This is a genomic window from Paraburkholderia kirstenboschensis (genome assembly GCF_032806925.1).
GTDB lineage: Bacteria > Pseudomonadota > Gammaproteobacteria > Burkholderiales > Burkholderiaceae > Paraburkholderia > Paraburkholderia kirstenboschensis.
The window spans coordinates 1,085,473-1,109,941 of sequence record NZ_CP136513.1; the positions used below are offsets into that span (position 1 = coordinate 1,085,473).

Annotated in this window: 17 protein-coding genes and 2 tRNA genes; 10 read left to right on the forward strand and 9 right to left on the reverse strand. The window is 62.4% G+C overall.

From position 1 onward, the window contains the following. Positions 1 to 237: 237 nt before the first annotated feature. Together RW095_RS27635 and RW095_RS27640 are read right to left on the reverse strand one after the other, a co-directional pair. Positions 238 to 690 (reverse strand): MarR family winged helix-turn-helix transcriptional regulator, encoded by a 453-nt coding sequence (locus RW095_RS27635; protein ID WP_317021971.1) that lies wholly within the window; start codon positions 688 to 690, stop codon positions 238 to 240. Positions 691 to 754: 64 nt separating this feature from the next. Continuing rightward, complete coding sequence (locus tag RW095_RS27640; RefSeq protein WP_317021972.1) at positions 755 to 1,900, reverse strand: glycerate kinase; 1,146 nt, start codon at positions 1,898 to 1,900, stop codon at positions 755 to 757. A gap of 434 nt (positions 1,901 to 2,334) precedes the next feature. On the opposite strand from RW095_RS27640, the gene tig reads away from it, so the two are divergent. The 8 genes from tig to RW095_RS27680 all read left to right on the forward strand — a co-directional run bounded on the left by tig (position 2,335) and on the right by RW095_RS27680 (position 11,581). Beyond that, the gene (gene tig / locus RW095_RS27645; protein WP_317021973.1) at positions 2,335 to 3,681 is read left to right on the forward strand and encodes a trigger factor; all 1,347 of its coding nucleotides are present in this window, start codon (positions 2,335 to 2,337) and stop codon (positions 3,679 to 3,681) included. A gap of 157 nt (positions 3,682 to 3,838) precedes the next feature. Then, positions 3,839 to 4,492 carry an ATP-dependent Clp endopeptidase proteolytic subunit ClpP gene (gene clpP, locus RW095_RS27650; RefSeq protein WP_006048927.1) on the forward strand — a complete coding sequence of 218 codons (654 nt, stop codon included), beginning with the start codon at positions 3,839 to 3,841 and terminating at the stop codon, positions 4,490 to 4,492. A 180-nt stretch (positions 4,493 to 4,672) separates the two neighbouring features. Then, on the forward strand, positions 4,673 to 5,944 hold the full coding sequence (gene clpX, locus RW095_RS27655) for an ATP-dependent Clp protease ATP-binding subunit ClpX (protein ID WP_006048928.1): 1,272 nt from the start codon (positions 4,673 to 4,675) through the stop codon (positions 5,942 to 5,944). A gap of 199 nt (positions 5,945 to 6,143) precedes the next feature. Continuing rightward, the gene (gene lon, locus RW095_RS27660) at positions 6,144 to 8,567 is read left to right on the forward strand and encodes an endopeptidase La (protein WP_128595009.1); all 2,424 of its coding nucleotides are present in this window, start codon (positions 6,144 to 6,146) and stop codon (positions 8,565 to 8,567) included. A gap of 368 nt (positions 8,568 to 8,935) precedes the next feature. Further along, complete coding sequence (locus RW095_RS27665) at positions 8,936 to 9,208, forward strand: HU family DNA-binding protein (RefSeq protein ID WP_317021974.1); 273 nt, start codon at positions 8,936 to 8,938, stop codon at positions 9,206 to 9,208. Positions 9,209 to 9,351: 143 nt separating this feature from the next. Continuing rightward, positions 9,352 to 9,427 (forward strand) — tRNA-Val (locus tag RW095_RS27670). A 56-nt stretch (positions 9,428 to 9,483) separates the two neighbouring features. After that, positions 9,484 to 9,560 (forward strand) — tRNA-Asp (locus RW095_RS27675). Positions 9,561 to 9,643: 83 nt separating this feature from the next. Next, entirely contained in the window at positions 9,644 to 11,581 is a 1,938-nt protein-coding gene (locus RW095_RS27680; RefSeq protein WP_317021975.1) for a SurA N-terminal domain-containing protein, read from the forward strand. Positions 11,582 to 11,815: 234 nt separating this feature from the next. Here RW095_RS27680 and RW095_RS27685 read toward each other — a convergent pair whose 3' ends face one another. Both RW095_RS27685 and RW095_RS27690 read right to left on the reverse strand, forming a co-directional pair. Beyond that, on the reverse strand, positions 11,816 to 12,157 hold the full coding sequence (locus RW095_RS27685) for a hypothetical protein (protein WP_128589651.1): 342 nt from the start codon (positions 12,155 to 12,157) through the stop codon (positions 11,816 to 11,818). Between the two features lie 117 nt (positions 12,158 to 12,274). After that, complete coding sequence (locus RW095_RS27690) at positions 12,275 to 12,964, reverse strand: arylesterase (RefSeq protein ID WP_193414873.1); 690 nt, start codon at positions 12,962 to 12,964, stop codon at positions 12,275 to 12,277. A gap of 28 nt (positions 12,965 to 12,992) precedes the next feature. Between RW095_RS27690 and RW095_RS27695 the strand changes: the two genes are divergently transcribed. Further along, positions 12,993 to 13,679 carry an ABC transporter ATP-binding protein gene (locus tag RW095_RS27695; RefSeq protein WP_027804288.1) on the forward strand — a complete coding sequence of 229 codons (687 nt, stop codon included), beginning with the start codon at positions 12,993 to 12,995 and terminating at the stop codon, positions 13,677 to 13,679. 16 nt (positions 13,680 to 13,695) lie between these two features. On the opposite strand, the gene pgi is transcribed toward RW095_RS27695, so the two are convergent. From pgi to RW095_RS27710, 3 genes are all read right to left on the reverse strand, one after another. Then, a complete protein-coding gene (gene pgi / locus RW095_RS27700; protein ID WP_317021976.1) occupies positions 13,696 to 15,318 on the reverse strand; it encodes a glucose-6-phosphate isomerase in 1,623 nt (540 codons plus the stop codon). Positions 15,319 to 15,725: 407 nt separating this feature from the next. Then, the gene (locus tag RW095_RS27705) at positions 15,726 to 17,312 is read right to left on the reverse strand and encodes an NAD(P)H-hydrate dehydratase (protein ID WP_317021977.1); all 1,587 of its coding nucleotides are present in this window, start codon (positions 17,310 to 17,312) and stop codon (positions 15,726 to 15,728) included. A gap of 101 nt (positions 17,313 to 17,413) precedes the next feature. Beyond that, the gene (locus tag RW095_RS27710) at positions 17,414 to 18,712 is read right to left on the reverse strand and encodes an FAD-dependent oxidoreductase (RefSeq protein ID WP_317021978.1); all 1,299 of its coding nucleotides are present in this window, start codon (positions 18,710 to 18,712) and stop codon (positions 17,414 to 17,416) included. Between the two features lie 377 nt (positions 18,713 to 19,089). Between RW095_RS27710 and purL the strand changes: the two genes are divergently transcribed. Beyond that, positions 19,090 to 23,184: a phosphoribosylformylglycinamidine synthase gene (gene purL, locus RW095_RS27715; RefSeq protein WP_317021979.1), complete on the forward strand. Its 4,095-nt coding sequence runs from the start codon at positions 19,090 to 19,092 to the stop codon at positions 23,182 to 23,184. Positions 23,185 to 23,366: 182 nt separating this feature from the next. Here purL and RW095_RS27720 read toward each other — a convergent pair whose 3' ends face one another. Both RW095_RS27720 and RW095_RS27725 read right to left on the reverse strand, forming a co-directional pair. After that, positions 23,367 to 24,146 (reverse strand): peptidylprolyl isomerase, encoded by a 780-nt coding sequence (locus RW095_RS27720; RefSeq protein WP_317021980.1) that lies wholly within the window; start codon positions 24,144 to 24,146, stop codon positions 23,367 to 23,369. Between the two features lie 10 nt (positions 24,147 to 24,156). Next, positions 24,157 to 24,468, reverse strand: a complete 312-nt coding sequence (locus RW095_RS27725; RefSeq protein ID WP_317021981.1) for a BolA family protein — start codon at positions 24,466 to 24,468, stop codon at positions 24,157 to 24,159. Position 24,469: the final 1 nt, after the last annotated feature.

The window sequence follows — 24,469 nt, forward strand, 5'->3', positions numbered from 1 at the left end:
TTCGACGTCAGGAACGTATGGAACTCATGGTTCGTTCGACGTCAGGAACGTATGGAACTCATGGTTGGTTAGACGTCAGGAGCGCATGCAACTAATGGTTGGTTTAAAGCGCAGAGCGTGCGCAAATAACCCATGGCTGATTCCACCGCGCAACCTGGCGCGAAGTAAACCCACTGCGAGCGACACCTCTGCGCCGTGAAACTCGCGCAGTGCGCGTGGCCGCTTTTGACTCGTGGCTTACGCGTCAGGCGCAGTCATCATTTCGATGACTTTATCGAGCGCTTCGCCAAGCGCGAGCTTCTGTTTCTCGTCGAGGCAGTCGAACAGGTCGCCGTTCCACTTTCGCGCAATCGGCATGACCCTGCGATACAACGCGCGGCCCTCGGGCGTGAGCGACACGAGCACCACGCGGCCATCTTCCGCACTGGCTTCGCGTTTGACGAGCCCCTGTCTGATCAAAGCCTCGGCGGCGCGACTCGCCTGGCTCTTGTCGAGATTGGCATGCCTCGCGAGTTCCATGATCGAGAACGGTCCAAACGACCCCACCGACGCGATCACGCGAGCCTCCGGCAACGTCACGCCGAGCTTGTCCTGGTAACGCTCGCTGATACCACGCTCCGCGAGCTTGTTGAGTACATGCAGACGATATGTGAGGAGCTGTTCCAAGCCGGCTTTGGCGGAGTCCTTCATGGTCTTCCCGTGATGAGTGACGCGGTTGTGGCGCTGTGATTGTTGCCGCAACCATGCCGCCGGGTCAACGCGCGCCGTACTTCAAACGCGTCAGTTGTTCGGCCTCATCCGCCAGGAGACGTGCAGCGTCGCGAATCGCGAATTCAAGCGTGATCGGCCCAGGGGCCGGCGAGAAGCAACCACTGAAATATTCGGCAAGACGTGGCAGTGCTGCGGAGTCCACGGCGCCTGATAGCAGCGTGGCCGGCACACCCGCAGCCTGCGCATGACGGCACGCGATGAAGGGCGCCTTGCCGTGCAGCGTTTGCACGTCCGAGCGTCCTTCGCCGGTGATCAGCCAGTTCGCGCCCTGCAGTGCCGCGTCGAGGCCGATCTGCCGCGCGACCGTTTCCGCGCCTGGCTCGAACTGCGCGCCGAGCATGTGCAACGCGAAGCCGAGTCCTCCTGCGGCACCCGCGCCGGGAAGGTCGCGGGCCGTGCGGCCGAGCGCTGCTTCGAGCAGATCGGCGTAGCGGGCGAGGGCGGCGTCGATGGTGGCGACCTGCTCCGGCTCGACGCCTTTTTGCGGGCCGAAAACCGCTGTCGCCCCATGCTCGCCGGTAAGCGGATTGTCGACATCGGACATGCCGATGAACTGTGTGTGTTCGAGCCGCGAGTCGAGTTGTGAAACGTCGACCCGTGCAACGCGAGCCAGTTGCTCGGGCGTCGGTTCGAGTTCCCGGTCCTGGGCGTCGAATAGTTTCAGGCCGAGACCCGCGAGCAGGCCCGCGCCGCCGTCGTTCGTGCTGCTGCCGCCGAGCGCGACGAAAAACCGCCGCACGCCTGCGTCGAGCAGCGCGCTGATTGCTTCGCCCATGCCACGCGTGTTGCGCGCCTGAACAGGCACGCCCATTCCAACAGGGTCCGTAATGCCGACGATCTCCGCGGTTTCCACGATCGCGCTGCCGTCGGCGAGCACGCCTGTCAGCGCTTCGCGCACCGGGCCAGCCGCGCCGCGCACGGTCAGCTTGCGGCGCTCGCCGCCGCTCGTCAGCATGGCGTCGAGCGTGCCTTCGCCGCCGTCCGCCATTGGGCAGATTCGTACCTCGGCGTCCGGGCGGGCGCGCCGCACCCCCGACGCGATCGCCTGCGCGACCTGTTCGGCACCGAGCGAACCTTTGAACGAATCCGGGGCAATGACGACGACAGGCGAGGACGGCGAATTGGGCATGGTGTCTCTGAATGGTTGGAGTATTGCCGGGCGGGAAAGCCGCTGGCGAGGCGAGCGCTTTAGCGGACGCAGCGCAGCCCCGAGCGCGTTCGCTAGCTTATCAGCATGGCCGCGCCGACTGAATATCCCGATCGGCATAGCCGGCATCGTCATGCGTGGTGATGTGTGGCGCCACAATGCCGGGCTCTCGCGCCGGCTGCGTCGTGCGAGAAGCGCGAAACCGCTTCAAAAAGCGCCCGAAAGGGCTCCGGATGCCGATAAAAATGCGCGCAACCATCGAATCCCGGTTAGCCGCGCAAATAGTTTGCTAAAATATTCGGCTCTTTGGACTCAACCGTGCTGCCGGTGGCCTGCAAGCCCGCGGCGCAGGCGCGCAAATGCGGCACGGAGAAGATAACTGAATTCGCTCGAATAATTTTAGGACGATTGAAGCCATGGCTAACGTTGTTGAAAACCTCGGCAAGCTCGAACGCCGCGTAACGATTTCCCTGCCGAAGGACGCCGTGCAGAAGGAAGTGGACTCGCGTATCCGTCAACTCGCGAAGAACGTGCGCATGCCGGGTTTCCGCCCGGGCAAGGTGCCGCTCAAGATGGTGACGCAACAGTATTCGGGCCAGGTGGAAGCTGAAGTGCTGAGCGACAAGGTCGGCAAGGAATTCTTCGACATCAGCCGCGCCGAAAACCTGCGCGTCGCAGGCCAGCCGAGCTTCGCGCCGAAGGCCGACGCTAATGAGGGCGATTACGCCTTCGACGCGACCTTCGAGGTCTATCCGGAAGTGAAGCTGGGCGACGTCGCCACGGCTGAAATCGAGCGCACCACGACGACCATCAGCGAAGCGGAAATCGACCGCACGCTTGAAATCCTGCGCAAGCAGCGCGTGCATTTCCACGCTCGCGGCGAAGCCGGCGAGCACGGCGACGGCGGCGGTGACACGGCGGCCAAGGAAGGCGATCGCGTGTCGGTCGACTTCGTCGGCAAGATCGACGGTGAAGTGTTCGAGGGCGGCAGCGCTGAAGACTTCGCGTTCGTGCTGGGCGAAGGCCGCATGCTGCCGGAATTCGAAAAGGCAGCTACTGGCCTGAAAGTCGGCGAAACGAAGGAATTCGATCTGGCGTTCCCGGCCGATTATCACGGCAAGGATGTGGCCGGCAAGACGGCACAATTCACGATCACGATGAAGAAGATCGAGTGGCCGCACCTGCCGGAAATCGACGCGGAATTCGCGAAGTCGCTCGGCATTGAAGACGGCGACCTGACCAAGATGCGCGCGGAGATCAAAGACAATCTGGAGCGTGAAGCGAAGCGCCGCACGCAATCCATCGTCAAGAATCAGGTGATGGACGCGCTCCTGAAGATCTCGGAGCTCGACGTGCCGAACGCGCTGATCGAGCAGGACCAGGAGCGTCTCGTCGCAATGGCGCGTCAGGATCTGGAGCAACGTGGCGTGCCGAACGCTAAAGATGCGCCGATTCCTGCCGCTATGTTCAAGGAACAGGCCGAGCGCCGCGTCAAGCTGGGCCTGGTGCTGGCCGAGCTGGTGAAGGCGAACAACCTGCAGGCTAAGCCGGAGCAGATCCGCGCAGAAGTCGACGAGTTCGCGAAAAGCTACGAAGACCCGAAGGAAGTCGTCCGCTGGTATTATTCGAACCAGCAACGTCTTGCTGAAATGGAAGCGTACGTCGTTGAAGCCAACGTCGTCGAATTCGTGCTGAGCAAGGCCAAGGTGACGGACAAGGAAGTGAGCTTCGAAGAACTGGCAAGCGCAACGGCGCAAGCATAAGCGTCGCTGCAACGGCGTGCCGGCTGTCGGAGTGACGGCCCGCACGCCGTTTTTTTGTGCTGTTTTTGTGCAGTTTGTGTGCACTTGAATACGGGCTGGTCGACCACACCTGTCTAGCATCTAATATTTAGAATATTTCCAGACAAGGATCCATTGCATGACCTTTCGCGCCCAAATGCTGGACACGTTGACCTCCCAGTCGTCCCGGGATCTCGAAGCGCAGGCGCTCGGACTGGTGCCGATCGTCGTGGAAACGAGCGGCCGGGGCGAGCGCTCGTATGACATCTACTCGCGTCTGCTGAAGGAACGCATTGTGTTCCTGGTGGGCGAGGTGAACGACCAGACGGCCAACCTGGTGGTCGCGCAAATGCTGTTTCTGGAAAGCGAGAATCCCGACAAGGACATCTATTTCTATATCAACAGCCCGGGCGGCTCCGTGTCGGCCGGCATGGCGATTTACGATACGATGCAGTTCATCAAGCCGGACGTTTCCACGCTGTGCATGGGACTGGCCGCGAGCATGGGCGCGTTCCTGCTCGCAGCAGGCGCGAAGGGCAAGCGCTTCGCGCTGCCGAATTCGCGCGTCATGATCCACCAGCCGTTGGGTGGCGCCCGCGGTCAGGCGTCGGACATCGAAATTCAGGCGCGCGAAATCCTGTACCTGAAGGAGCGGCTCAATCATCTGCTGGCGCACCACACCGGCCAACCCGTCGAGCGTATTGCACGCGACACCGACCGTGACAACTTCATGTCCGGCGACGACGCGCAAGCCTACGGTCTGGTCGATCAGGTAGCCCACAAGCGCCCTTGATCGGGTGCGGGTTTGCGCTAAATCGGGGCAAATCCCGCGTCTGATCGGTTGTGAAATAATCAAGACTCGTCCGAGCGCCTGCGGCAAACGCCGTCACCTTGCTCAGCCCGGCCGCGCCCAACTGCGAGGCGGGGGCAAACGGCGTATCATGTAATCGAGTGTCCGGAGGCTCACACATCTATGGCGGACAAGAAAGGTTCTAACAGCGAAAAGCTGTTGTATTGCTCGTTTTGCGGCAAGAGCCAGCATGAGGTTAAGAAACTGATTGCGGGCCCGTCGGTGTTCATCTGCGATGAATGTATCGACCTGTGCAACGAAATCATTCGCGATGAAGCAGCAGGCGCGGGTATCGAGGCGGGCTTGTCCAAGTCCGATCTGCCGAGTCCGCAGGAAATCCGTGAAATTCTTGACCAGTATGTGATCGGTCAGGAACGCGCGAAGAAAATTCTCGCGGTTGCGGTGTACAACCACTACAAGCGCCTGAAGCATCTCGACAAAAAGGATGAGATCGAGCTGTCCAAAAGCAACATCCTGCTGATCGGCCCGACCGGTTCGGGCAAGACCTTGCTCGCGCAAACGCTCGCGCGTCTTCTGAACGTTCCCTTTGTCATTGCAGACGCAACCACGCTGACTGAGGCGGGTTATGTGGGCGAAGACGTCGAGAACATCATTCAGAAGCTGCTGCAAAACTGCAATTACGAAGTCGACAAGGCCCAGCGCGGCATTGTCTATATCGACGAAATCGACAAGATCAGCCGGAAGTCGGACAACCCGTCCATCACCCGCGACGTGTCGGGCGAGGGCGTGCAGCAGGCGCTGCTCAAGCTGGTTGAAGGCACGATGGCGTCGGTGCCCCCGCAAGGCGGCCGTAAGCATCCGAATCAGGACTTCATTCAGGTCGACACCACGAACATTCTGTTCATCTGCGGTGGCGCGTTCGACGGCCTTGAAAAAGTCATCGTCGATCGTACTGAAAAGACCGGAATCGGCTTTGGCGCAAGCGTGAAGAGCAAGCAGGACCGCGACGCCGGCGAAGTGCTGCGCGAAGTGGAACCGGAAGATCTGATCAAGTTCGGTCTGATTCCGGAACTGATCGGCCGTCTGCCGGTGGTGGCCACGCTCGGCAAGCTCGACGAAGCGGCGTTGATGAAAATCCTCGTCGAACCGAAGAATGCGCTGGTGAAGCAGTACCACAAACTGTTCAACATGGAACGCGTCGAGCTCGAAATTCGCCCGGCTGCGCTGCAGGCTGTGGCGCGTAAGGCGATTCGTCGCAAGACGGGTGCGCGCGGGCTGCGCTCCATCCTGGAACAGGCGTTGCTTGACGTGATGTACGACCTGCCGCAAATGAAAGGCGTGAGCAAGGTCATCATCGACGACAATGTGATTGACGGCGACGGCAAGCCCTTACTGATCTACGAAGACGCGCCCAAAGTCGCGGGTTCGAACTGATCGGCTTCGGGTACTGCAAAAAGCCGTTCATGGCGACGTGAACGGCTTTTTCGTTTATCGTGTGGTCAGAATGGTTGTTTTCACAATGGAGTCACTGAACCTTCGGAGTCACTGAACTTTTCCCACACGCGGAGGCCTTGCAATAGTTTCTGCTGGCCTCACCTATCGAACGAACTGATTCCACTCATGGGGAAATGAAATGTCAGGAACCCAACTCCTCCCGCAGGAACGCATTACGCTCCCGCTGCTCCCGCTGCGCGACGTAGTCGTTTTCCCGCACATGGTGATTCCGCTCTTCGTAGGCCGCCCGAAGTCGATCAAGGCTCTCGAAGCAGCGATGGAAGGCGGCAAGCACATCATGCTCGTCGCCCAGAAAACGGCTGCGAAAGATGAGCCGACCGAAAAGGACATGTACGAAGTAGGGTGTATTGCCAACATCCTGCAAATGCTGAAGCTGCCGGATGGCACCGTAAAGGTGCTCGTCGAGGGCTTGCAGCGCGCGAAAACGCTTTCCATCGAAGAACAGGAAACGCAGTTCTCGTGCGAAGTCATGCCGCTCGAGCCCGACCACGCCGACAGCGCTGAAACCGAAGCGCTGCGCCGCGCGATCGTGTCGCAGTTCGATCAGTATGTGAAGCTGAACAAGAAGATTCCGCCTGAGATCCTGACGTCGCTGTCGGGTATCGACGAAGCCGGGCGTCTGGCCGACACGATCGCGGCGCATCTGCCGCTCAAGCTCGACCAGAAACAGCACATCCTGGAAATGTTCCCGGTTATCGAGCGACTCGAGCATCTGCTCGCGCAACTCGAAGCCGAGATCGACATCCTGCAGGTTGAAAAGCGTATCCGCGGGCGTGTGAAACGCCAGATGGAGAAGAGCCAGCGCGAGTACTACCTGAACGAGCAGGTCAAGGCGATCCAGAAGGAACTCGGCGAAGGCGAAGAAGGTGCGGACCTCGAAGAACTCGAGAAGCGCATCACGGCTGCCCGCATGCCGAAGGAAGCGAAGAAGAAGGCCGACGCGGAACTGAAGAAGCTCAAGCTGATGTCGCCGATGTCAGCTGAAGCGACGGTCGTGCGCAACTATATCGATACGCTGATCGGCTTGCCGTGGCGCAAGAAGAGCAAGGTCAACAACGACCTCTCGAATGCGGAACGCGTGCTCGACGAAGACCACTTCGGTCTCGAGAAAGTGAAGGAACGCATTCTCGAGTATCTCGCGGTTCAGCAACGTGTCGACAAGGTGAAAGCGCCGATTCTGTGCCTCGTTGGGCCTCCGGGTGTTGGTAAGACGTCGCTGGGCCAGTCGATCGCTCGCGCAACGAACCGCAAGTTCGTGCGTATGGCGCTCGGTGGCGTGCGCGACGAAGCCGAGATTCGCGGTCACCGTCGTACGTATATTGGTTCCATGCCGGGCAAGATTTTGCAAAGCCTGACCAAGGTCGGCGTGCGCAATCCGCTCTTCCTGCTCGACGAGGTCGACAAGATGGGTCAGGATTTCCGCGGCGATCCGTCGTCGGCATTGCTCGAAGTACTCGATCCGGAACAGAACCATACGTTCGCCGATCACTACGTCGAAGTGGACTTCGATCTGTCGGACGTGATGTTCGTGGCGACGTCGAACTCGCTGAACATTCCGCCGCCGTTGCTCGACCGGATGGAAGTGATCCGTCTGTCGGGTTACACGGAAGACGAAAAGGTCAGCATCGCGCAACGTTATCTTTTGCCCAAGCAGAAGAAGAACAACGGCCTCAAGGATGGCGAGGTCGATGTGACGGAAACCGCGATCCGCGACATCATTCGTTACTACACGCGCGAAGCGGGCGTCCGTTCGCTCGAGCGTGAAATCTCGAAGATCTGCCGCAAGGTCGTGAAGATGCTTCTGCTGAAGAAGGCGGAAGGCGCGGTGAAGGTCGACGGCAGCAACCTCGATACGTTCCTCGGCGTGCGCAAGTACGACTTCGGTCTGGCAGCGAAGGAAAATCAGGTGGGCCAGGTCACGGGTCTCGCGTGGACGGAAGTGGGCGGCGATCTGCTGACCATCGAAGCCGCCGTGATGCCGGGCAAGGGCAATGTGATTCGCACGGGTTCGCTTGGCGACGTGATGAAGGAATCCGTCGAAGCAGCGCGCTCGGTGGTCCGCTCGCGTTCGCGTCGTCTTGGCGTCAAGGACGAAGCGTTCGAAAAGCAGGACATTCACATCCACGTACCTGAGGGCGCAACGCCGAAAGACGGTCCTTCGGCTGGTATCGCGATGACGACTGCGCTGGTGTCGGTGCTGACCGGTATTCCGGTGCGGGCCGACGTCGCGATGACAGGCGAAATCACGTTGCGTGGCGAGGTGCTGCCGATCGGCGGTCTGAAAGAGAAGCTGCTGGCGGCGCATCGCGGCGGCATCAAGCTGGTGCTGATCCCGGAAGAAAACGTCAAAGACTTGACGGAGATCCCGGACAACGTGAAGAACGCGATCGAAATCGTGCCGGTCCGCTGGATCGACAAGGTGCTCGAACTTGCGCTCGAACGTGTGCCGTCGCCGTTGCCGGAAGAAGAGCCGAAGCCTGCGTCGCCCGTTGCGGCCGAGCCCGGCAAGGACTCCGGCGCTACGGATGTCGTGAAGCACTAAGCTTTCAGCAAAATCCTTGCTGTACAAGAACCCGCGGTCTTAACGGCCGCGGGTTTTTTATTGCCGCACGATCCGGAAGACACTTGCGGCAACGCGCCTTGTGATTGCATCAAAAATCACGTGAACAGCGAACTGCTGACGTGCTAACTCGTTGCGCTCGCATCTAATGCATCCCCAAGTCGGCATCCCAAGCCGGCATCCCACGTCGCGAGATAAATAGACCGTCAGAACCGCCTGAATCAGGCTCAATCCCGGTTGACACGTGGGTTTCGGCCAATTCTAATGACTCGGCCCGGCATTGCCGCCGGCCAGATGATGTCAGGCGCTGCAAAGCGCCGTTCGGTTCTAAAACATTCTCGGGGGTAGGGATGAACAAGACGGAATTGATCGATCACATTGCGCAGCAAGCGGAGATTTCGAAGGCTGCGGCCGGACGCGCGCTCGACGCGGTGATCGGCGGTGTGAAAGGCACGTTGAAGAAAGGCGGTTCGGTGACGTTGGTTGGTTTCGGCACGTTTGCCGTCGGCAAGCGCACGGCTCGCACGGGGCGCAATCCGAGGACCGGCGATGCGATCAATATCAAGGCGGCCAAGGTGCCGAAATTTAGGCCTGGCAAAGCGCTAAAGGATGCGCTAAACTAATGGGCTTGCTGCTTGAGAAGCGTAGGTTCGCCAGTAGGAAGGGCGGCGAATTTGAATTACTGGTTGCTCGTTTCGGTTGTTGTTGAATCAAGCGAGACGGACCAATCAGGCAGCAATAGCAGAAGCACATGAATCATGAAGCCGGGTGCTTAGCTCAGTTGGTAGAGCGGCGCCCTTACAAGGCGTAGGTCGGGAGTTCGAGCCTCTCAGCACCCACCAGTTTCAGATTCTCTTAAAGTGTTTCAGCGCAGTGACGCAGTGAAAGCGCAGTATAAGGAGTGGTAGTTCAGTCGGTTAGAATACCGGCCTGTCACGCCGGGGGTCGCGGGTTCGAGTCCCGTCCACTCCGCCAGTATCCTCGAAAGGCGAACTCCGGTTCGCCTTTTTTATTGCCCGCTGTTGTAAGATCGGGCGTTCTGTTTTTGGCACTCACGCATGCTCGATTTTTTCCGCAATCACAAACGCCTGATGATGTTTATGCTCATCCTCGTCATTGTGCCGGGGCTGGGTTTTGTGGGTATTCAGGGCTTTCGCGGCTTCTTTGACGAAAGTGCAAACGTCGCAAGCGTCAACGGTCACAAGATTACGCGAGCAGAGTACGACAATGCGATGCGTCAACAGCTCGACCGCGCCCGTCAGATGCTCGGCGCGCAATTCGACATGAAGGCGTTCGATACGCCGCAACGCCGCAGCGAGATGCTGGACGGCCTGATTGAACAACGCGTGCTCGCCGATGAAACGCAGCGCCTGCACCTGACCGCATCCGACGACGCCGTGCGCCGCATGCTGCTCAACGATCCGGTGATCTCATCGCTGAAGAACCCGGACGGCTCGATCGACGTCGACCGTTACAAGCAACTGCTTGCCATGCAGGGCATGACGCCCGACCAGTACGACGAGCGCGTGCGCTACAGCATCGCCACGCAGCAGTTGCCTGCCAGCATTCAGGGCAGCGCGTTCACGTCGAAAACGCTCGCTCAGCATCTGACCGAACTCGCTGAGCAGCAACGCGAAGTGCAGGGCATCGCTTTCCACCCGCGCGACTATGCCGCGAAGGTGCAACCCACCGACGCGCAATTGCAGGCCTACTACGACGCACACCGTAACGACTTCGCCACGCCGGCCACGGCGACCATTCAGTATCTGGTGATGTCGCCGGCCACGCTCGCCGCGTCGGTGCAGCCGAGCGACGCCGACCTGAAGAAGTATTACGACGACAACATCGCGCACTACCGTACTGAAGGTCAGGTACGCGCCAGCCACATTCTGATCACCGCGCCGAAAGACGCGAGTGCGGCCGACAAGGCCAAGGCGAAGCAGAAGGCTGACGAGCTGCTCGCACAGATCAAGGCGCATCCTGAACAATTCGCTCAGATCGCGCAACAGAACTCGCAGGATCCTGGCTCGGCAGCAAAGGGCGGCGATCTCGGTTACTTCGGGCGCGGCATGATTGCAGGCGGCCAGGCGTTCGACGATGCCGTCTTCGCCCTGAAGAAGGACGAAGTCAGCGGCATTGTACAAACGGACTTCGGCTATCACATTGTCAAGGTCACCGACGTGAAGCCCGCCGTCACGAAGCCTTTTGACGAAGTGAAAGACCAGATCTCGAGAGACCTGAAAACGCAGTTGGCGAGCAAAGCATTCAGCGACGACTCCGAGGGCTTCACGTCGATCGTCTATGAGAAGGCGAAGAGCCTGCAGCCTGCCGCCGATAAGTACAAGCTGCAATTGCAGACGGCCACGGTCACTCCGCAGCCCGATCCCAAGCTGCCGCCCGACAGCCCGCTGAACAACGCGAAATTCCTCGCCGCCGTGTTCGCGAACGACGCAGCCGTGGCGCGCAACAACACGCAGGCAATCGACGTCGGCGCCAACACGCTGATCGCAGCACGCGTCACCGACTATAAAGCTGCGGCCGTGCCGGCGCTCGACGCGATCAAAGACAAGGTGCGTCAGAAGGTCATTGCGGCTCAGTCAATCGAAGCCGCGCACAAAGACGGCATCGCGAAGCTCGCGGAGTTCGAGAAGTCTAAGGCGACCACGGGTTTCTCGTCCCCGTTGAAGGTGTCGCGCAACGACGCGCAAGGCGTGCCTCCCGCTGCGCTAAGCGCAATCTACAAGGCCGATGCGCAAAAACTGCCGGCATACGTGGGCGTGGATCTCGGTGACGACGGTTATGCGATCTATCGTGTGAATGCCGTCGTCGCGGGTGCGACGGTGGAGCCGCAGCGTCTGGCCGCGGCGCAGCAGCAGATTGCGCAGGTGGAGTCGCAGTCCGAGGCAGAGGCCTACGTTCAGGCGTTGCGTGCCCGATCGAAAGTAAAGCTGTATGGCTCGCTCGACAGCAGCAACGCGCAGGCAAGCGACGAGTAAGCTTCGCCGCAACACTCGTCTTGCGCGTAGGTGTTCGTAGCGCGCCTTGGGTGCTCATCGACTCGCACTCGACCCGCACCTCGGCCGCTGCGAAATCATGCAAGCCGCGCCGAACGCGCGAACACAAAAAAGCCCCGCAAATGCGGGGCTTTTTCATTTTCGAATCTGTCTCGAAGCTGACATTAGGCAAGCTCGACGCTCATCGAACGATTTGCGTCGATCAGCGGGTTTAGGTCAGAGGCAAGAACTGATCGCGCTGGTGGCGTCGCTGCCCGCTGCTCCGTTCGCGCGGAAACCGACCCACGAGCCCTTGCCCGAGTACGAAGGACGCACCACGGCGGCCGCGCCGTTGGGCGGCTGCTGGCCCGGGACATACACGTCTACAGCCTGATCGTTGGCCAAGGTGTCTTGCGACACGACTTGCTGCTGGGAGCCGTCTGCCCATTTTTGCGCGATGCAGGTCGCAACGGCCTTCGGCGCTTGCTGGCTCTGTCCGACGGACTGGACGCCAGCCGGCGGCTGAGCGGCGCAGGCGGAAATTGCCACGGTCAAAGCGATTAACGGTAAGTATTTCACGTTATCTCCTCATAAGTCGCTCGGTATCGAGCCGGGTACACGGGATTGCGCAAGCATCAGATCAAGCTCGCGGATCCGTGTTCCCCGTAGTTTCGGAAACAAGCCGACAGCAGCTTTTCAGTGCGACGAACTTGTACGAAGGAGTGGCTTGACAGCGGGCCACACGTTGTTGAGTAGCACTGGCTGTGCCTGCTGCGTCGGATGGATCTGATCAGCCTGGAACATGTCGGGCTTATCGGCGATGCCGGCAAGCAGGAACGGCACGAGCGGCACGCTCAGTTGCTTCGCGAGCTGGCCGTATAGACCATGGAACTTTTGCGTATAGTCGGGGCCGTAGTTAGGCGGTACGTACATGCCGACGAGCACGACCTTCGCGTGAGCCTGCTGAGCCTGCTCGATGATCGTGCGCAGATTATCTTCAGTAGTCGAGAGCGGCACGCCGCGCAATGCATCGTTGGCACCCAGTTCGACGATCACGATGCTGGGCTTCAGGCGTTGCATGAGCGCCGGCAAGCGGGCCCGCCCGCCGCTCGTCGTATCGCCGCTAATGCTTGCATTGGCGACGCTATAATCGATTCGCTCTTCCGTGAGGCGCTGGCGCATCAACGCGACCCAGCCAGTGTCGCGGGGCAAGCCGTATTCGGCGGAGATGCTATCGCCAAGTACGACGATCACCGGCTTGGCCGGTTCCGGCGCGTTGGCTGCGCGAACCGCGAAGGTCGCCGAAAAGAGGGCGGCGGCCACTATGACCGAGCCGCTTGCCACCGAGCTCGTTGCCGAAGTCAGTGCATTCGCGCGAAGCTTCATGGCGCGCACTTTCAACCTACGCTTCACTATGCTAAACAAAACTGATCCAGTCATTGAAGTGCGGGGTTTGTGCAAGAAGGTTAAGGATGCGACGGGCGAACTGACCATTCTCGACAACATCGATCTGGCTATCGAAGCCGGCAGCAGTGTCGCGATAGTCGGCGCGTCCGGGTCGGGCAAGTCTACGCTGCTTGGACTGCTCGCAGGATTGGACAGCGCGAGTTCGGGCTCGGTTCGGCTACTCGGCCGCGAGCTCACCACATTGAACGAAGACGAGCGTGCTGCATTGCGCAGCGGCTCGGTCGGGTTCGTGTTTCAGTCGTTCCAGTTAATGCCGCATTTGACGGCGCTCGAAAACGTCACGTTGCCGCTCGAACTGCAAGGCGGCATTGGTACGCGCGAAGCCGCACTGCGTGCGCGCGGGCTGCTCGAACAGGTCGGCCTCGGCCAGCGCACCAGCCATTATCCGAAGCTGCTGTCGGGCGGCGAACAGCAACGCGTCGCACTGGCGCGCGCGTTCGTTACGCATCCGGCGATTCTCTTCGCCGATGAACCCACGGGCAGTCTCGACGCCGCGACCGGCCACGCAGTAATCGACCTGATGTTCCAGATGAACCGCGCGAACGGCGCAACGCTGATTCTCGTCACGCACGACGTGGAACTGGCGCGCCGCTGCGATACGACCGTAACGATCGAAGCCGGGCGTCTCGCCTGACGCGCACGCTGGGTCGTCAACGCTTCAAAGCCGCGCGCGCCCTTGCGATCAACGCGGAGGTCGACGAATCGTGTTTCTTTTCATCGACGCTTGAGGCCGTCAGATCGGCCTCGACCACCTTGCCGAGAATCTTGCCTAGTTCGACGCCCCATTGATCGAACGGATTGATGTTCCATACCGACGCCTGGACCAGCACTTTGTGCTCGTACAACGCGATCAGCGCGCCGAGCGAACGCGCGGTGAGTGCCTCGACGAGGAGCGTGGTAGTCGGGCGGTTGCCCGGAAACACCAGGTGCGGCGCCAGCTCCGGCTTGTCCGGACCGGCGACCTTTTTCGCTTCTTCGAGCGTGCGGCCGAGCATCAACGCTTCGCTTTGCGCGAAGCAGTTGGCGAGCAGCTTCGGATGATGGCTGACGAGCGGATGCTCGGGCGTGAGCACCGCAACGAAGTCGATCGGCACGATGGTCGGGCCTTGATGCAGCATCTGGAAAAACGCATGCTGACCGTTAGTACCCGGTTCGCCCCACGTTACCGCGGAGGTCGGATAGTCGACCATTGCGCCGTCGAGACGCGCCGACTTGCCGTTGCTCTCCATTTCCAGCTGTTGCAGATACGACGGCAGGAAGTGCAGCGCCTCCGAGTACGGCGCGACGAGATAGCTTTGCGAGCCGAAGAAGTTGCGATACCAGATGCCGATCATGCCCAGCAGCACCGGCAGACTTTTTTCGAGCGGCGCGGTGCGGAAATGCTCGTCCATGTCGTTCGCGCCGGCGAGCAGCTCGCCGAACTGCTGCGGCCCGACCGCGATCATGATCGACAGACCGACCGCCGACCACAGCGAATATCGGCCGCCTACCCAGTCCCACATCTCGAACACGTTCTCTTTCGCGATGCCGAACTTGACGACTTCGGAGGGATTCGCCGACACACCGACGAAGTGCTTCGCCAGCGCGTTCTCCGGGCAGCCTTTTTCCGTGAACCAGTCACGCAGCGAACGCGCGTTGGTCATGGTTTCGAGCGTCGTGAAAGTCTTCGAAACGATGATGGCGAGCGTCTCTTCGGGGTCGATCTGCTGCATCACGTTGTAGAGATCGGCACCGTCTACATTCGACACGAAGTGCGTGGTGATTTCCGGCGTGGCCAGATGATGCAGTGCGTGCACGACCATCTTCGGCCCGAGGTCCGAGCCGCCGATGCCGATGTTCACCACGTGGCGAATGCGCTTGCCTGTGTAGCCGGTCCAGGCGCCGCTCCTCACCTGATCGGCAAATGCGGCCATTTTCGCGCGTTCGGCCTGCACCTGCTGATGGAACGGCGCGTTGGGGTTGCTCGCTCGCAGCGCGGTGTGCAGCGCGGCACGGCCTTCAGTGGGATTGACGACTTCGCCCGCGAACATCGCGTCGCGGCGTTTCTCGACGCGGGCTTCGCGCGCGAGCTGCACGAGCAGCTTCAGGGTTTCGTCGGTGATGCGGTTCTTCGAGAAGTCGGCGGCGATGCCGCCGCCCGCTAACGCAAAGCGCTCGGCACGCGTCGGCGCTGGGTCGTTCCCAGGGGCGAACCAGTCGCGCAGATGCGCATCGCGGATCTGCTCGTAGTGCGTTTGCAGAGAGGACCAGGAGGGGAGCGAATTCTGGGTCATAGCGTCCGTCTAACCAAGGGGCACAAAGAAAGGCGCGCGCGAAGCGCCGCCGAGGATGATGCAACGATGCTGTTAGAGCGAGGCAGCACGGCCGGGTTCGCGGTGAGATTTCAAAGCCGGCGCAGCCATGAACGCCCGCTGATTCCGCCGCATGTCGCGAGTGACCGGTGCGAACCGCCGCGCCGTCAGCCAGTGTGCACGCAGCAAGCACGCTCGATTCGCGCGCGGTCCGCACGCGGCCGTAGTTACGACCGGTCAGCGCAGTTGCTCACGTACTTTCTCACTCGATTACTCAGTATAGCGGCGTTGCGTGACAGGCGGCAGCGCTTTGACGCAACGCCGCGCAGCAAGCAAGTAGCCGATGCGGCCCAATACCGATCGATACCGCTCAATACCCTCACGCAACATCACGATTGCACCGATGGATAAAACATGCGGTTCAACAAGCTGCGCACCATCGGCGCCAGTTCGCCAGCCGTGAGGCCGGCGGGACCGTGACCTTGCGCGCTCAGCGTGTCGGCGGCGAGGCCGTGCAGGTAGACGCCGGCCAAGGCCGCCTCGTAGCCCGGCAAGTGCTGCGCGAGCAAAGCGCCGATCATGCCGCCGAGCACGTCGCCGGTGCCGCCCGTCGCGAGCGCGGCATTGCCGGTCGGATTGATCGTGAGACGGCCGTCGGGGGCCGCGATGACCGTGCCGGTGCCCTTTAGCACCACCACGCTGGCAAAGCGCGCGGCGAGAGCGCGCGCCGCGCCGAGCCGGTCACGCTGTACGCCGGCAACCTCCGTGCCGAGAAGGCGTGCGGCTTCGAGCGGATGTGGCGTGAGCACGCAGGGATCGCCTTGCACGCCCCGCGCGGTGACGGCCGCGGCCAACGTGGGGTCTTTCGAAATCAGATTGAGCGCGTCGGCGTCGAAGAGCTTCGGCACATCGAGTTGCAGCACATCGTGCAACACCCGCGTGGCTCGCTCGCCGTGGCCCATGCCGCAGCCGAGCGCCAGCGCATCCATCTTGTCGAGCGGCAAATCGTCGACGGCATGCAGCATCAGTTCGGGATGAGGCGGGTCGTAGGGCGGGGCGCCCGCGCCCAGCAACGCGACGTGGACCTTGCCCGCGCCGGTGTAGAGCGCCGCGCGCGACGCGAGAATCGGCGCGCCGCACATGCCGGTGTCGCCGCCGACTACCGCGAGACTGCCGAACGTGCCCTTGTTGGTCGCGAAATCGCGCGGCGGCAGGAACGAGCCAAAGAGTTCGGGTGCGTTCAGTTGCACCGCCGTGCGCGCGCTGCAGTCGACGCCGATCGGCGCGACCGTTACCGAGCCGGCGAGATCGCGGCCTTGTGCGGTGAAGAGCCCCGGCTTGGCGGCGATGAAGGTGACCGTGTGCGTCGCGCGCACGGCTGCGTCGCCGTCGCCGACAATCGTGCCCGTGTCGCTGTCGAGGCCGCTCGGCACGTCGAGCGCGAGCACGCCGCCTGTGTGCGGCCGGGTTTGGCTGCGTTGAGAGAACTGGCGCGCGGTCGCAGCGAACACGCCTTCCAGCGTCCGCGCGAGGCCAATGCCGAACATGCCGTCGACGAGCCACGTGTAGCCGTCGAGCGAGGCAGGCGGCGCGGTGGTGATTTCGACGCCGGATGCACGTGCCGTGGCGAGCGCCCAGCGGGCGTCGTCCGGTTTCACTTCCACGGGCATGCACAATTCGACGGCGATGCCGGCTATGTGCAGCTCCGCCGCGAGAATCAGCGCGTCGCCGCCATTGTTGCCGGGGCCGGCTATCAGCCAGACGCGCTGCCTCGATTTTTCAAGCGACGTGTCGCGAGTGAGCTGTTCGAGCAGGAAGCTGGCTGCCGCCTTGCCGGCGCGGTCCATCAGCGTGTGCGCCGGCAGCGAAGCGGCGGCTTGCGATTCCGCGATCCGCAGGTCGGTCAGCGTCAGCAGCGGGAGGGCGCGGTTATCCGGGCGAATCAGTGTCGGCGGCGTAAGGTCGGCTTCGGTCATGGCGAGGCGGGCGGTCACCTTTGTGCAAGGTGCGAGAGCGTCTGGAATCGCTATGGTAGTGCCGATGTGCGCGCGATGCGTCGATTCCGGCGCACGCGCTGTTACTTGAACCGCTCCGCCCGCAATGCGGCGAGCGTTTCCTCGGGCAGATCCGGCGCCTTGCCCGCGACCAGATCGGCAATCAGCTTGCCCGCGCCGCACGCGAGGCCCCAACCGGAGGGCCCGTGGCCCACATTGACGAAAAGCCGCGGATGCAGCGCGTTGCCGATCACCGGCAAGCCGTCGGGCGACAGCAGCTTGATGCCTTCCCAAGGCAAGGCCGCTGAGATACGCGCCGCCCCCGGAATCCAGTCATGTGTCGCCTGGCCTAGCAGCGCCAGCGCTTCTTTCGTCAGCGCTTCACCGAGCGGCTTGTCGATCAGATTGGCGCTTTGCAGGACCGCACCGCCCGCAATGCGCAAGCGGTGATTCATCCGGCTGATCCCAATGCGCTTGATCGCGTCGACGATAGCGACATGCGGCGCGCATTCCTCATGTGCGATAGGCGCGACGAGCGTATGCAGGCGCAGCGGATGCAGCGGCAAGCCCAGGCCGAGGCGCTCGAGCAGATCGAGGCTGCCGTGACCGGCGGCGACCACGATCGCGTCCGCGTGGATCACATCGACTTCGCGTGACCGGGACGCCGCGCCCGGCCGAGGCGCGAGTTCAACAGCGGCGCGCTGGCCGTCGAGGCGGATCGCCGAGACCTGGCAGCCGAGCATGAACTGCACGCCGCCCTGGGTGTCGAGCGTCTGCTTGATGAGTTTGGTGAACAGCGGACAATTGGCGGTTCGCTCATGTTCGAACAGAACGCCTCCCGCGAATTCCGGTTCGGTGCGCACCGAATGCTCGTACGCTGCACATTCCGCAGGGCTCAGTACATGATGCGGCACTTCGTAGAGCGCCAGCAGCCCGAGCGCGGGCTGCAACTGCTGCCACTCCTGCGCGGAACGGACCAGGTAGAGAAGACCGCTCGCCTGTTCGAACTCGAAGCCGAAGCGCGCTTCCATGTCGGCCATCGCTTCGCGCGACAGCTCGATAAGCGGACGCAACAACCGGTATTGGCGACCGAACTCGTCCGGCTCCTGCAGTTCGGCCAGCTTCTTCACGAACTGGCGCGCCGGCCCGTTGAAGCCGGGCTTGCTGATCACGCCGTTTTTCGCATTCTGGCGGCTCGCCATGAAAGTCGGGCCGAACCAGACGTCGAGCGGCGTCGGCAGGACGGTGCCGCCGTGTCCATAGGTCGCGCCCTGCGCGACGGTGGCGTGGCGCTCGACGACGCATACCCGATGGCCGGCGGCGCGTAGCTGATAAGCGGTGGCGACGCCCGCAATCCCGCCGCCAATGACGATGACATCCATTGTTCTGATTCGATTTGCCGGGCGGGGGCCGTTGTGCGAGCCCCGCTAGGCGTGACATGCGGCGCGGCCGGACATGGCGCGAAGACATGACTCCCGGATCCGATCCGGGCAGGACTCGCGACATACTGCCGGCGGCAAGGCCAAAACCTTGCTCGCACCGATCTGATGAAAGGGCGAATGATAGCAGTCAACGCCCGCGCATGGCCATGCGCGCTCCCGCCCGGGCGCCGCCCGCGGCACGCGCGCAGCGTATTCCGGGCCCATGGCGCGGCCCGCTGGATGGCCGTTCCCGGGGTATAATCCCGGACTTCCTTTCCGCCTCATGTCGCCATCACGCGCGACTCTTCGGCATCATTGAGCGACGCAACGTCAAGTCCATGGCCCACTTCTCGTGTTTCCCCGGCGCTTCGGCCCTTTCCGATTTCCGTCAAACCCGCCTGCTCGAAACGCTTACGCGCATCGACCCGAACATCACGGGCGTGCGCGGGCAATATCTGCACTTCGTCAACGCGCAGACCCCGCTTTCCGCTGAAGACAACGCGAAGATCGAGGCGCTGATGCACTATGGCCATCCGCTCGAAGAAACCAGAGAGCGCGGCGCGGCTGAAACGTTTCTGGTGGTGCCGCGCTTCGGTACGGTGTCGCCGTGGGCCAGCAAGGCAACGGACATCGCGCACCTGTGCGGGCTCACACAGGTGCGCCGGATCGAGCGCGGTGTCGAGTACACGGTCACGCTGAAAAGCGGCCTGCTGGGCGGAAAGAAGGCCCTCTCCGACGAAGCGCGCGAGGCCGTCGCCGCCGCGTTGCACGACCGCATGACCGAGAGCGTCGCGCCGTCGCGCGATCATGCGCTGCATCTGTTCGACGAATTGCCGGCCAAGCCGCTGCAAACCGTCGATGTGCTGGGCCAGAGCCGGCGCGCGCTGGAAGCAGCGAACACGGAACTGGGCCTCGCACTCGCCGACGACGAGATCGACTACCTCGTCGACGCATTCACGAAACTCGGCCGCAATCCGACCGACGTCGAACTGATGATGTTCGCGCAGGCCAACAGCGAGCACTGCCGCCACAAGATTTTCAACGCGGAATGGACCATCGACGGGGAGAAGCAGGACATCTCGCTCTTCAACATGATCCGCAATACCGAGAAGCTCAATCCGCAAGGCACGATCGTCGCGTATTCGGACAACTCGGCGATCATGGCGGGCGGCATGGCCGAGCGCTGGTTCCCGCGCACGCCGGAGAAGCTTGGTGAGAACGAACTGCCGGAACACTACCGCCGCAGCGTCGAACTCACGCACACGTTGATGAAGGTCGAGACGCACAACCACCCGACCGCGATCTCGCCGTTCCCGGGCGCCGCGACGGGCGCGGGCGGTGAAATTCGCGACGAAGGTGCGACGGGTCGCGGCGCGCGTCCGAAGGCGGGCCTCGCGGGCTTCACGGTGTCGAATCTCGAATTGCCCGACGGCGTCGAGGCGTGGGAAAACGCACGCGATGTCGCCGAGCCGCTCGCGCATCGCAATCCGAACGACAAGCATGAAGCGTATGGCCGCCCGGACCGCATCGCGTCGCCGCTGCAAATCATGATCGACGGCCCGCTCGGCGGCGCCGCGTTCAATAACGAATTTGGCCGGCCGAATCTGGGCGGCTATTTCCGCGCCTACGAGCAGAACGTGGCGGGCCTCGTGCGCGGCTATCACAAGCCAATCATGATCGCGGGCGGCATCGGCAATATTTCGGATCAGCACACGCACAAGCACGACCTGCCGGAAGGGTCGCTGCTGATCCAGATCGGCGGCCCGGGCATGCGCATCGGCATGGGCGGCGGCGCGGCGAGTTCAATGGCGACCGGCACCAATACCGCCGAACTCGACTTCGACTCGGTTCAGCGCGGCAACCCGGAAATCGAGCGGCGCGCGCAGGAAGTGATCAACGCGTGCTGGCAACTCGGCGACAAGAACCCGATCCTGAGCATTCACGACGTGGGCGCGGGCGGTCTGTCGAACGCGTTCCCGGAAGTAGTGGACGGCGCGGGCAAGGGCGCGCTCTTCGATCTGCGCAAAATCCAGCTCGAAGAAAGCGGCCTGTCGCCGCGCGAGATCTGGTCGAACGAAGCGCAGGAGCGCTACGTGCTCGCTATCGCGCCCGCCGATCTGCCCGCTTTCAAGGCCATGTGCGAGCGCGAACGCTGCCCGTTCGCCGTGATCGGCACGGCAACGGCCGAACGTCAGCTGAAGCTGATCGATCCCGAACTGAAGGACGACAACGCGCATCAACCGGTCGACATGCCGATGGAAGTGCTGCTCGGCAAGGCGCCGCGCATGCATCGCGACGTCAAGCGCGTCGAGCCGAAAGTCCAGCCGGTGGATGTGACCGGCATCGCACTCTCGGAAGTCGCGGTGAGCGTGCTGCGTCATCCTACGGTCGCGAGCAAGTCGTTCCTCATCACGATTGGCGACCGCTCGGTGGGCGGCACGACGGCGCGTGACCAGATGGTCGGCCCGTGGCAGGTCCCGGTTGCCGACGTCGCCATTACGACCATGGACTACGCGGGATTTCGCGGCGAGGCGATGACAATGGCCGAGCGCACGCCGCTCGCCGTCATCAACGCGCCGGCGTCGGGCCGCATGGCGGTCGGCGAGGCGGTCACCAACATCGCGGCGGCGCCGATCGCGTCGCTCGACAAGCTCAAGCTGTCGGCGAACTGGATGGCCGCGTGCGGCGCACCGGGCGAAGACGCGGCGCTCTACGAGACGGTCAAGGCTATCGGCATGGAACTGTGCCCGGCGCTCGGCATCAGCATTCCGGTCGGCAAGGATTCGCTGTCCATGCGCACCAAGTGGGAAGACCGCGGCGTCGCGAAAGAAGTCGTCGCGCCGGTTTCGCTCATCATCTCGGCATTCGCGCCGGTCGAAGACGTGCGCCGTCATCTCACGCCGCAACTGCGTCGCGCAAGCGGTGCGGACGGCGTGGGCGACTCCGTGCTGATCGCGATCGACCTCGGCCGCGGCAAGCATCGTCTGGGCGGCAGTATTCTCGCGCAGGTCACGCAGCAGATCGGCGATACGGTGCCTGACGTGGACGATCCGGAAGACCTGAAACGCTTTTTCAACGCAATCCAGTCGCTGAACCAGGACGGCAAGCTGCTCGCCTACCACGACCGCTCCGACGGCGGCCTGTGGGCGACCGTATGCGAAATGGCGTTCGCGGGTCACGTCGGCGTGTCGTTGAATGTGGACATGCTCGTGCTCGATCCGCATCACGAGTCGGATTACGGCGACGCGAAAGACTGGGCAAAGCAGACTAGCGGCCGCCGCGAAGACCGCACGATCCGCGCGCTCTTTACCGAAGAACTCGGCGCCGTGATTCAGGTGCGCGCGGCCAACCGCGATGCGGTGTTGGCCGCGTTGCGCGAGCACGGTCTGTCGGCGTGCTCGCATGTGATCGGCAAGATCAACGACCGCGACACCATCGAAATCTATCGCGACGCGAAGAAGGTCTACGAAGCGCCGCGTGTCGAACTGCATCGCACATGGAGCGAGGTGAGCTGGCGCATTTCGCGTCTACGCGACAACCCGGCTTGCGCCGACGCTGAATACGACGCGCTGCTCGACGCCGCTGATCCGGGCATCACCCCGGTGCTGACATTCGACCCTGCGGAGGACGTGGCCGCGCCGTACGTCGGCAAGAGCGCGCGTCCGCGCGTGGCAATTCTGCGCGAGCAGGGCGTGAACTCACACCTTGAAACGGCGTATGCGTTCGACCGCGCCGGTTTCGACGCGCACGACGTGCACATGAGCGACCTGCTTGCGGGCCGCGCCGACCTGGCGGACTTCGCGGGTGCGGTGGCGTGCGGCGGATTTTCGTACGGCGATACGCTCGGCGCCGGCGAAGGCTGGGCGAAGGCGATCCGCTTCAACTCGCAACTGGCCGATATGTTCGCGGCGTTTTTCGGCCGCGCGGACACGTTTGCGCTCGGCATCTGCAACGGCTGCCAGATGATGAGCAGCCTCGCGTCGATGATCCCCGGCGCCGAAGCATGGCCTAAGTTCACGCGCAACAAGTCAGAAAAATTCGAGGCGCGCTTTTCGCTCGTGCAAGTCGAGGCGTCGCCGTCGATCTTCTTCGCCGGCATGGAAGGTTCGCGCATTCCGGTCGCGGTTGCGCACGGCGAAGGTTATGCCGACTTCTCGCAGCAAGGCGATGCGTCGAAGGTCGCGGTGGCGATGCGTTACGTCGATCACCGTGGTCAGGCGACCGGGCAGTATCCGTTCAATCCGAACGGTTCGCCGGACGGCATCACGTCCGTCACTACGCCCGATGGCCGCTTCACCGTCGTGATGCCGCACACGGAGCGCGTGCATCGCGCGGTGCAGATGAGCTGGCATCCGGAAGGCTGGGGCGAGGGCGCCACGGACGCAAGCCCGTGGATGCGCGTGTTCCAGAACGCTCGCCGCTGGCTGGGGTGATGGGGTAGAGCGGGATCGGCCTCGGGGGAGCGCAACTTCTGTGCGTTCCCGGCGTCGGCGGCCCGCGCGCGCCCCCTGACGGAGACGAAATGCGGCGTTGAGCGGGCCATTAAAAAAGCCCCGTTCAGTCATCAACTGAACGGGGCTTTTTGCGAACAATATCGAAGTTTGCGAATTGCCGCTTACTGAATCTTCGCGTTCTTGCGCAGACCTTCTTCAAATGCCTGCAGTTTTTCCTGCTGGATCTGCTGCACGATCTGCGGGCGCACCTGCTCGAGCGGCGGCGGCGTAATGCTGCGCACGTCGTCAACGCGAATGATGTGCCAGCCGAATTGCGTGTGCACCGGCGTGTCCGACATCTGGCCTTTCTGCAGATGCGTGGCCGCGTCCGCGAATTCAGGCACGTAAGCCTTCGGGTCCGACCAGTCCAGGTCGCCGCCGTTCTTGCCCGATCCCGGGTCCTTTGAGAATTGCTTGGCAAGATCCTCGAAGCTCGCGCCGCCCTTGATCTTCGCGATGAGGTCCTTCGCCTGCTGCTCGTTGTCCACGAGGATGTGATGCAGGTGATATTCCTTGCCGCCTGCGTCCTTGATCAGCGCGTTGTAGCGAGCGGTGACTTCCGCGTCGCTCGGCGTGTTTTTCTTCACGAAGTCTTCGATCAGTGCGCGCAGCACGACGGTTTGCTGAGCGACAGCAATTTGCGCCTTGATGTCCGGACGATTCGGCAGGCCGCGGCGCAGCGCTTCCTGCATCAGGATTTCGCGGTTGACGAGTTCTTCACGCACGGCCATTTGAAGTTGCGGCGTGTTTTGCTGGCCTTGATGAACCAGTTGGTCGATCAGCGCGTCGGCGCGCGCTTTCGGAATCGGCGTGCCGTTCACGACGGCGATGTTCTGTGCGAATGCAGGTGCGGCCGCAAACGCAGCCAGCAATACCCAAAGACGGGTTTTCTTCAAGGTCATCGGAAGTTTCCTAGCGGGGCAACAAAGCGAATTCTTCGGGCGTGTAAGCCGTGATTGCAAGGGCATGAATGCCGCGCTGCATGCCATCGGCCAGCGCATCATACACCATGCGATGCCGCGCCACGCGGGGCTTGCCGGCGAATGCGGCAGCCACGATCGTGACACTGAAATGACCGCCGGCGGCAGCGCCGGCGTGGCCGGCGTGCTGCGCGCTGTCGTCGGTGATCTGGATCGACGCGACGGGCGCGAGCGCGGCGGTGAGGCGCGCTTCGATCAGCGCGGCACGCTCGGCGGTGGTGGCGTGCATGAACGTATCGCTCATG

Excerpts from the sequence above, each read along its gene's own strand:
- purL (WP_317021979.1), top strand. The coding sequence starts at position 19,090 with ATGGCCCACTTCTCGTGTTTCCCCGGCGCTTCGGCCCTTTCCGATTTC.
- RW095_RS27665 (WP_317021974.1), top strand. The coding sequence starts at position 8,936 with ATGAACAAGACGGAATTGATCGATCACATTGCGCAGCAAGCGGAGATT.
- tig (WP_317021973.1), top strand. The coding sequence starts at position 2,335 with ATGGCTAACGTTGTTGAAAACCTCGGCAAGCTCGAACGCCGCGTAACG.
- RW095_RS27695 (WP_027804288.1), top strand. The coding sequence starts at position 12,993 with ATGCTAAACAAAACTGATCCAGTCATTGAAGTGCGGGGTTTGTGCAAG.
- RW095_RS27635 (WP_317021971.1), bottom strand. The coding sequence starts at position 690 with ATGAAGGACTCCGCCAAAGCCGGCTTGGAACAGCTCCTCACATATCGT.
- clpX (WP_006048928.1), top strand. The coding sequence starts at position 4,673 with ATGGCGGACAAGAAAGGTTCTAACAGCGAAAAGCTGTTGTATTGCTCG.
- RW095_RS27710 (WP_317021978.1), bottom strand. The coding sequence starts at position 18,712 with ATGGATGTCATCGTCATTGGCGGCGGGATTGCGGGCGTCGCCACCGCT.
- RW095_RS27725 (WP_317021981.1), bottom strand. The coding sequence starts at position 24,468 with ATGAGCGATACGTTCATGCACGCCACCACCGCCGAGCGTGCCGCGCTG.
- pgi (WP_317021976.1), bottom strand. The coding sequence starts at position 15,318 with ATGACCCAGAATTCGCTCCCCTCCTGGTCCTCTCTGCAAACGCACTAC.
- RW095_RS27690 (WP_193414873.1), bottom strand. The coding sequence starts at position 12,964 with ATGAAGCTTCGCGCGAATGCACTGACTTCGGCAACGAGCTCGGTGGCA.
- RW095_RS27680 (WP_317021975.1), top strand. The coding sequence starts at position 9,644 with ATGCTCGATTTTTTCCGCAATCACAAACGCCTGATGATGTTTATGCTC.
- RW095_RS27640 (WP_317021972.1), bottom strand. The coding sequence starts at position 1,900 with ATGCCCAATTCGCCGTCCTCGCCTGTCGTCGTCATTGCCCCGGATTCG.
- clpP (WP_006048927.1), top strand. The coding sequence starts at position 3,839 with ATGACCTTTCGCGCCCAAATGCTGGACACGTTGACCTCCCAGTCGTCC.
- RW095_RS27720 (WP_317021980.1), bottom strand. The coding sequence starts at position 24,146 with ATGACCTTGAAGAAAACCCGTCTTTGGGTATTGCTGGCTGCGTTTGCG.
- RW095_RS27705 (WP_317021977.1), bottom strand. The coding sequence starts at position 17,312 with ATGACCGAAGCCGACCTTACGCCGCCGACACTGATTCGCCCGGATAAC.
- lon (WP_128595009.1), top strand. The coding sequence starts at position 6,144 with ATGTCAGGAACCCAACTCCTCCCGCAGGAACGCATTACGCTCCCGCTG.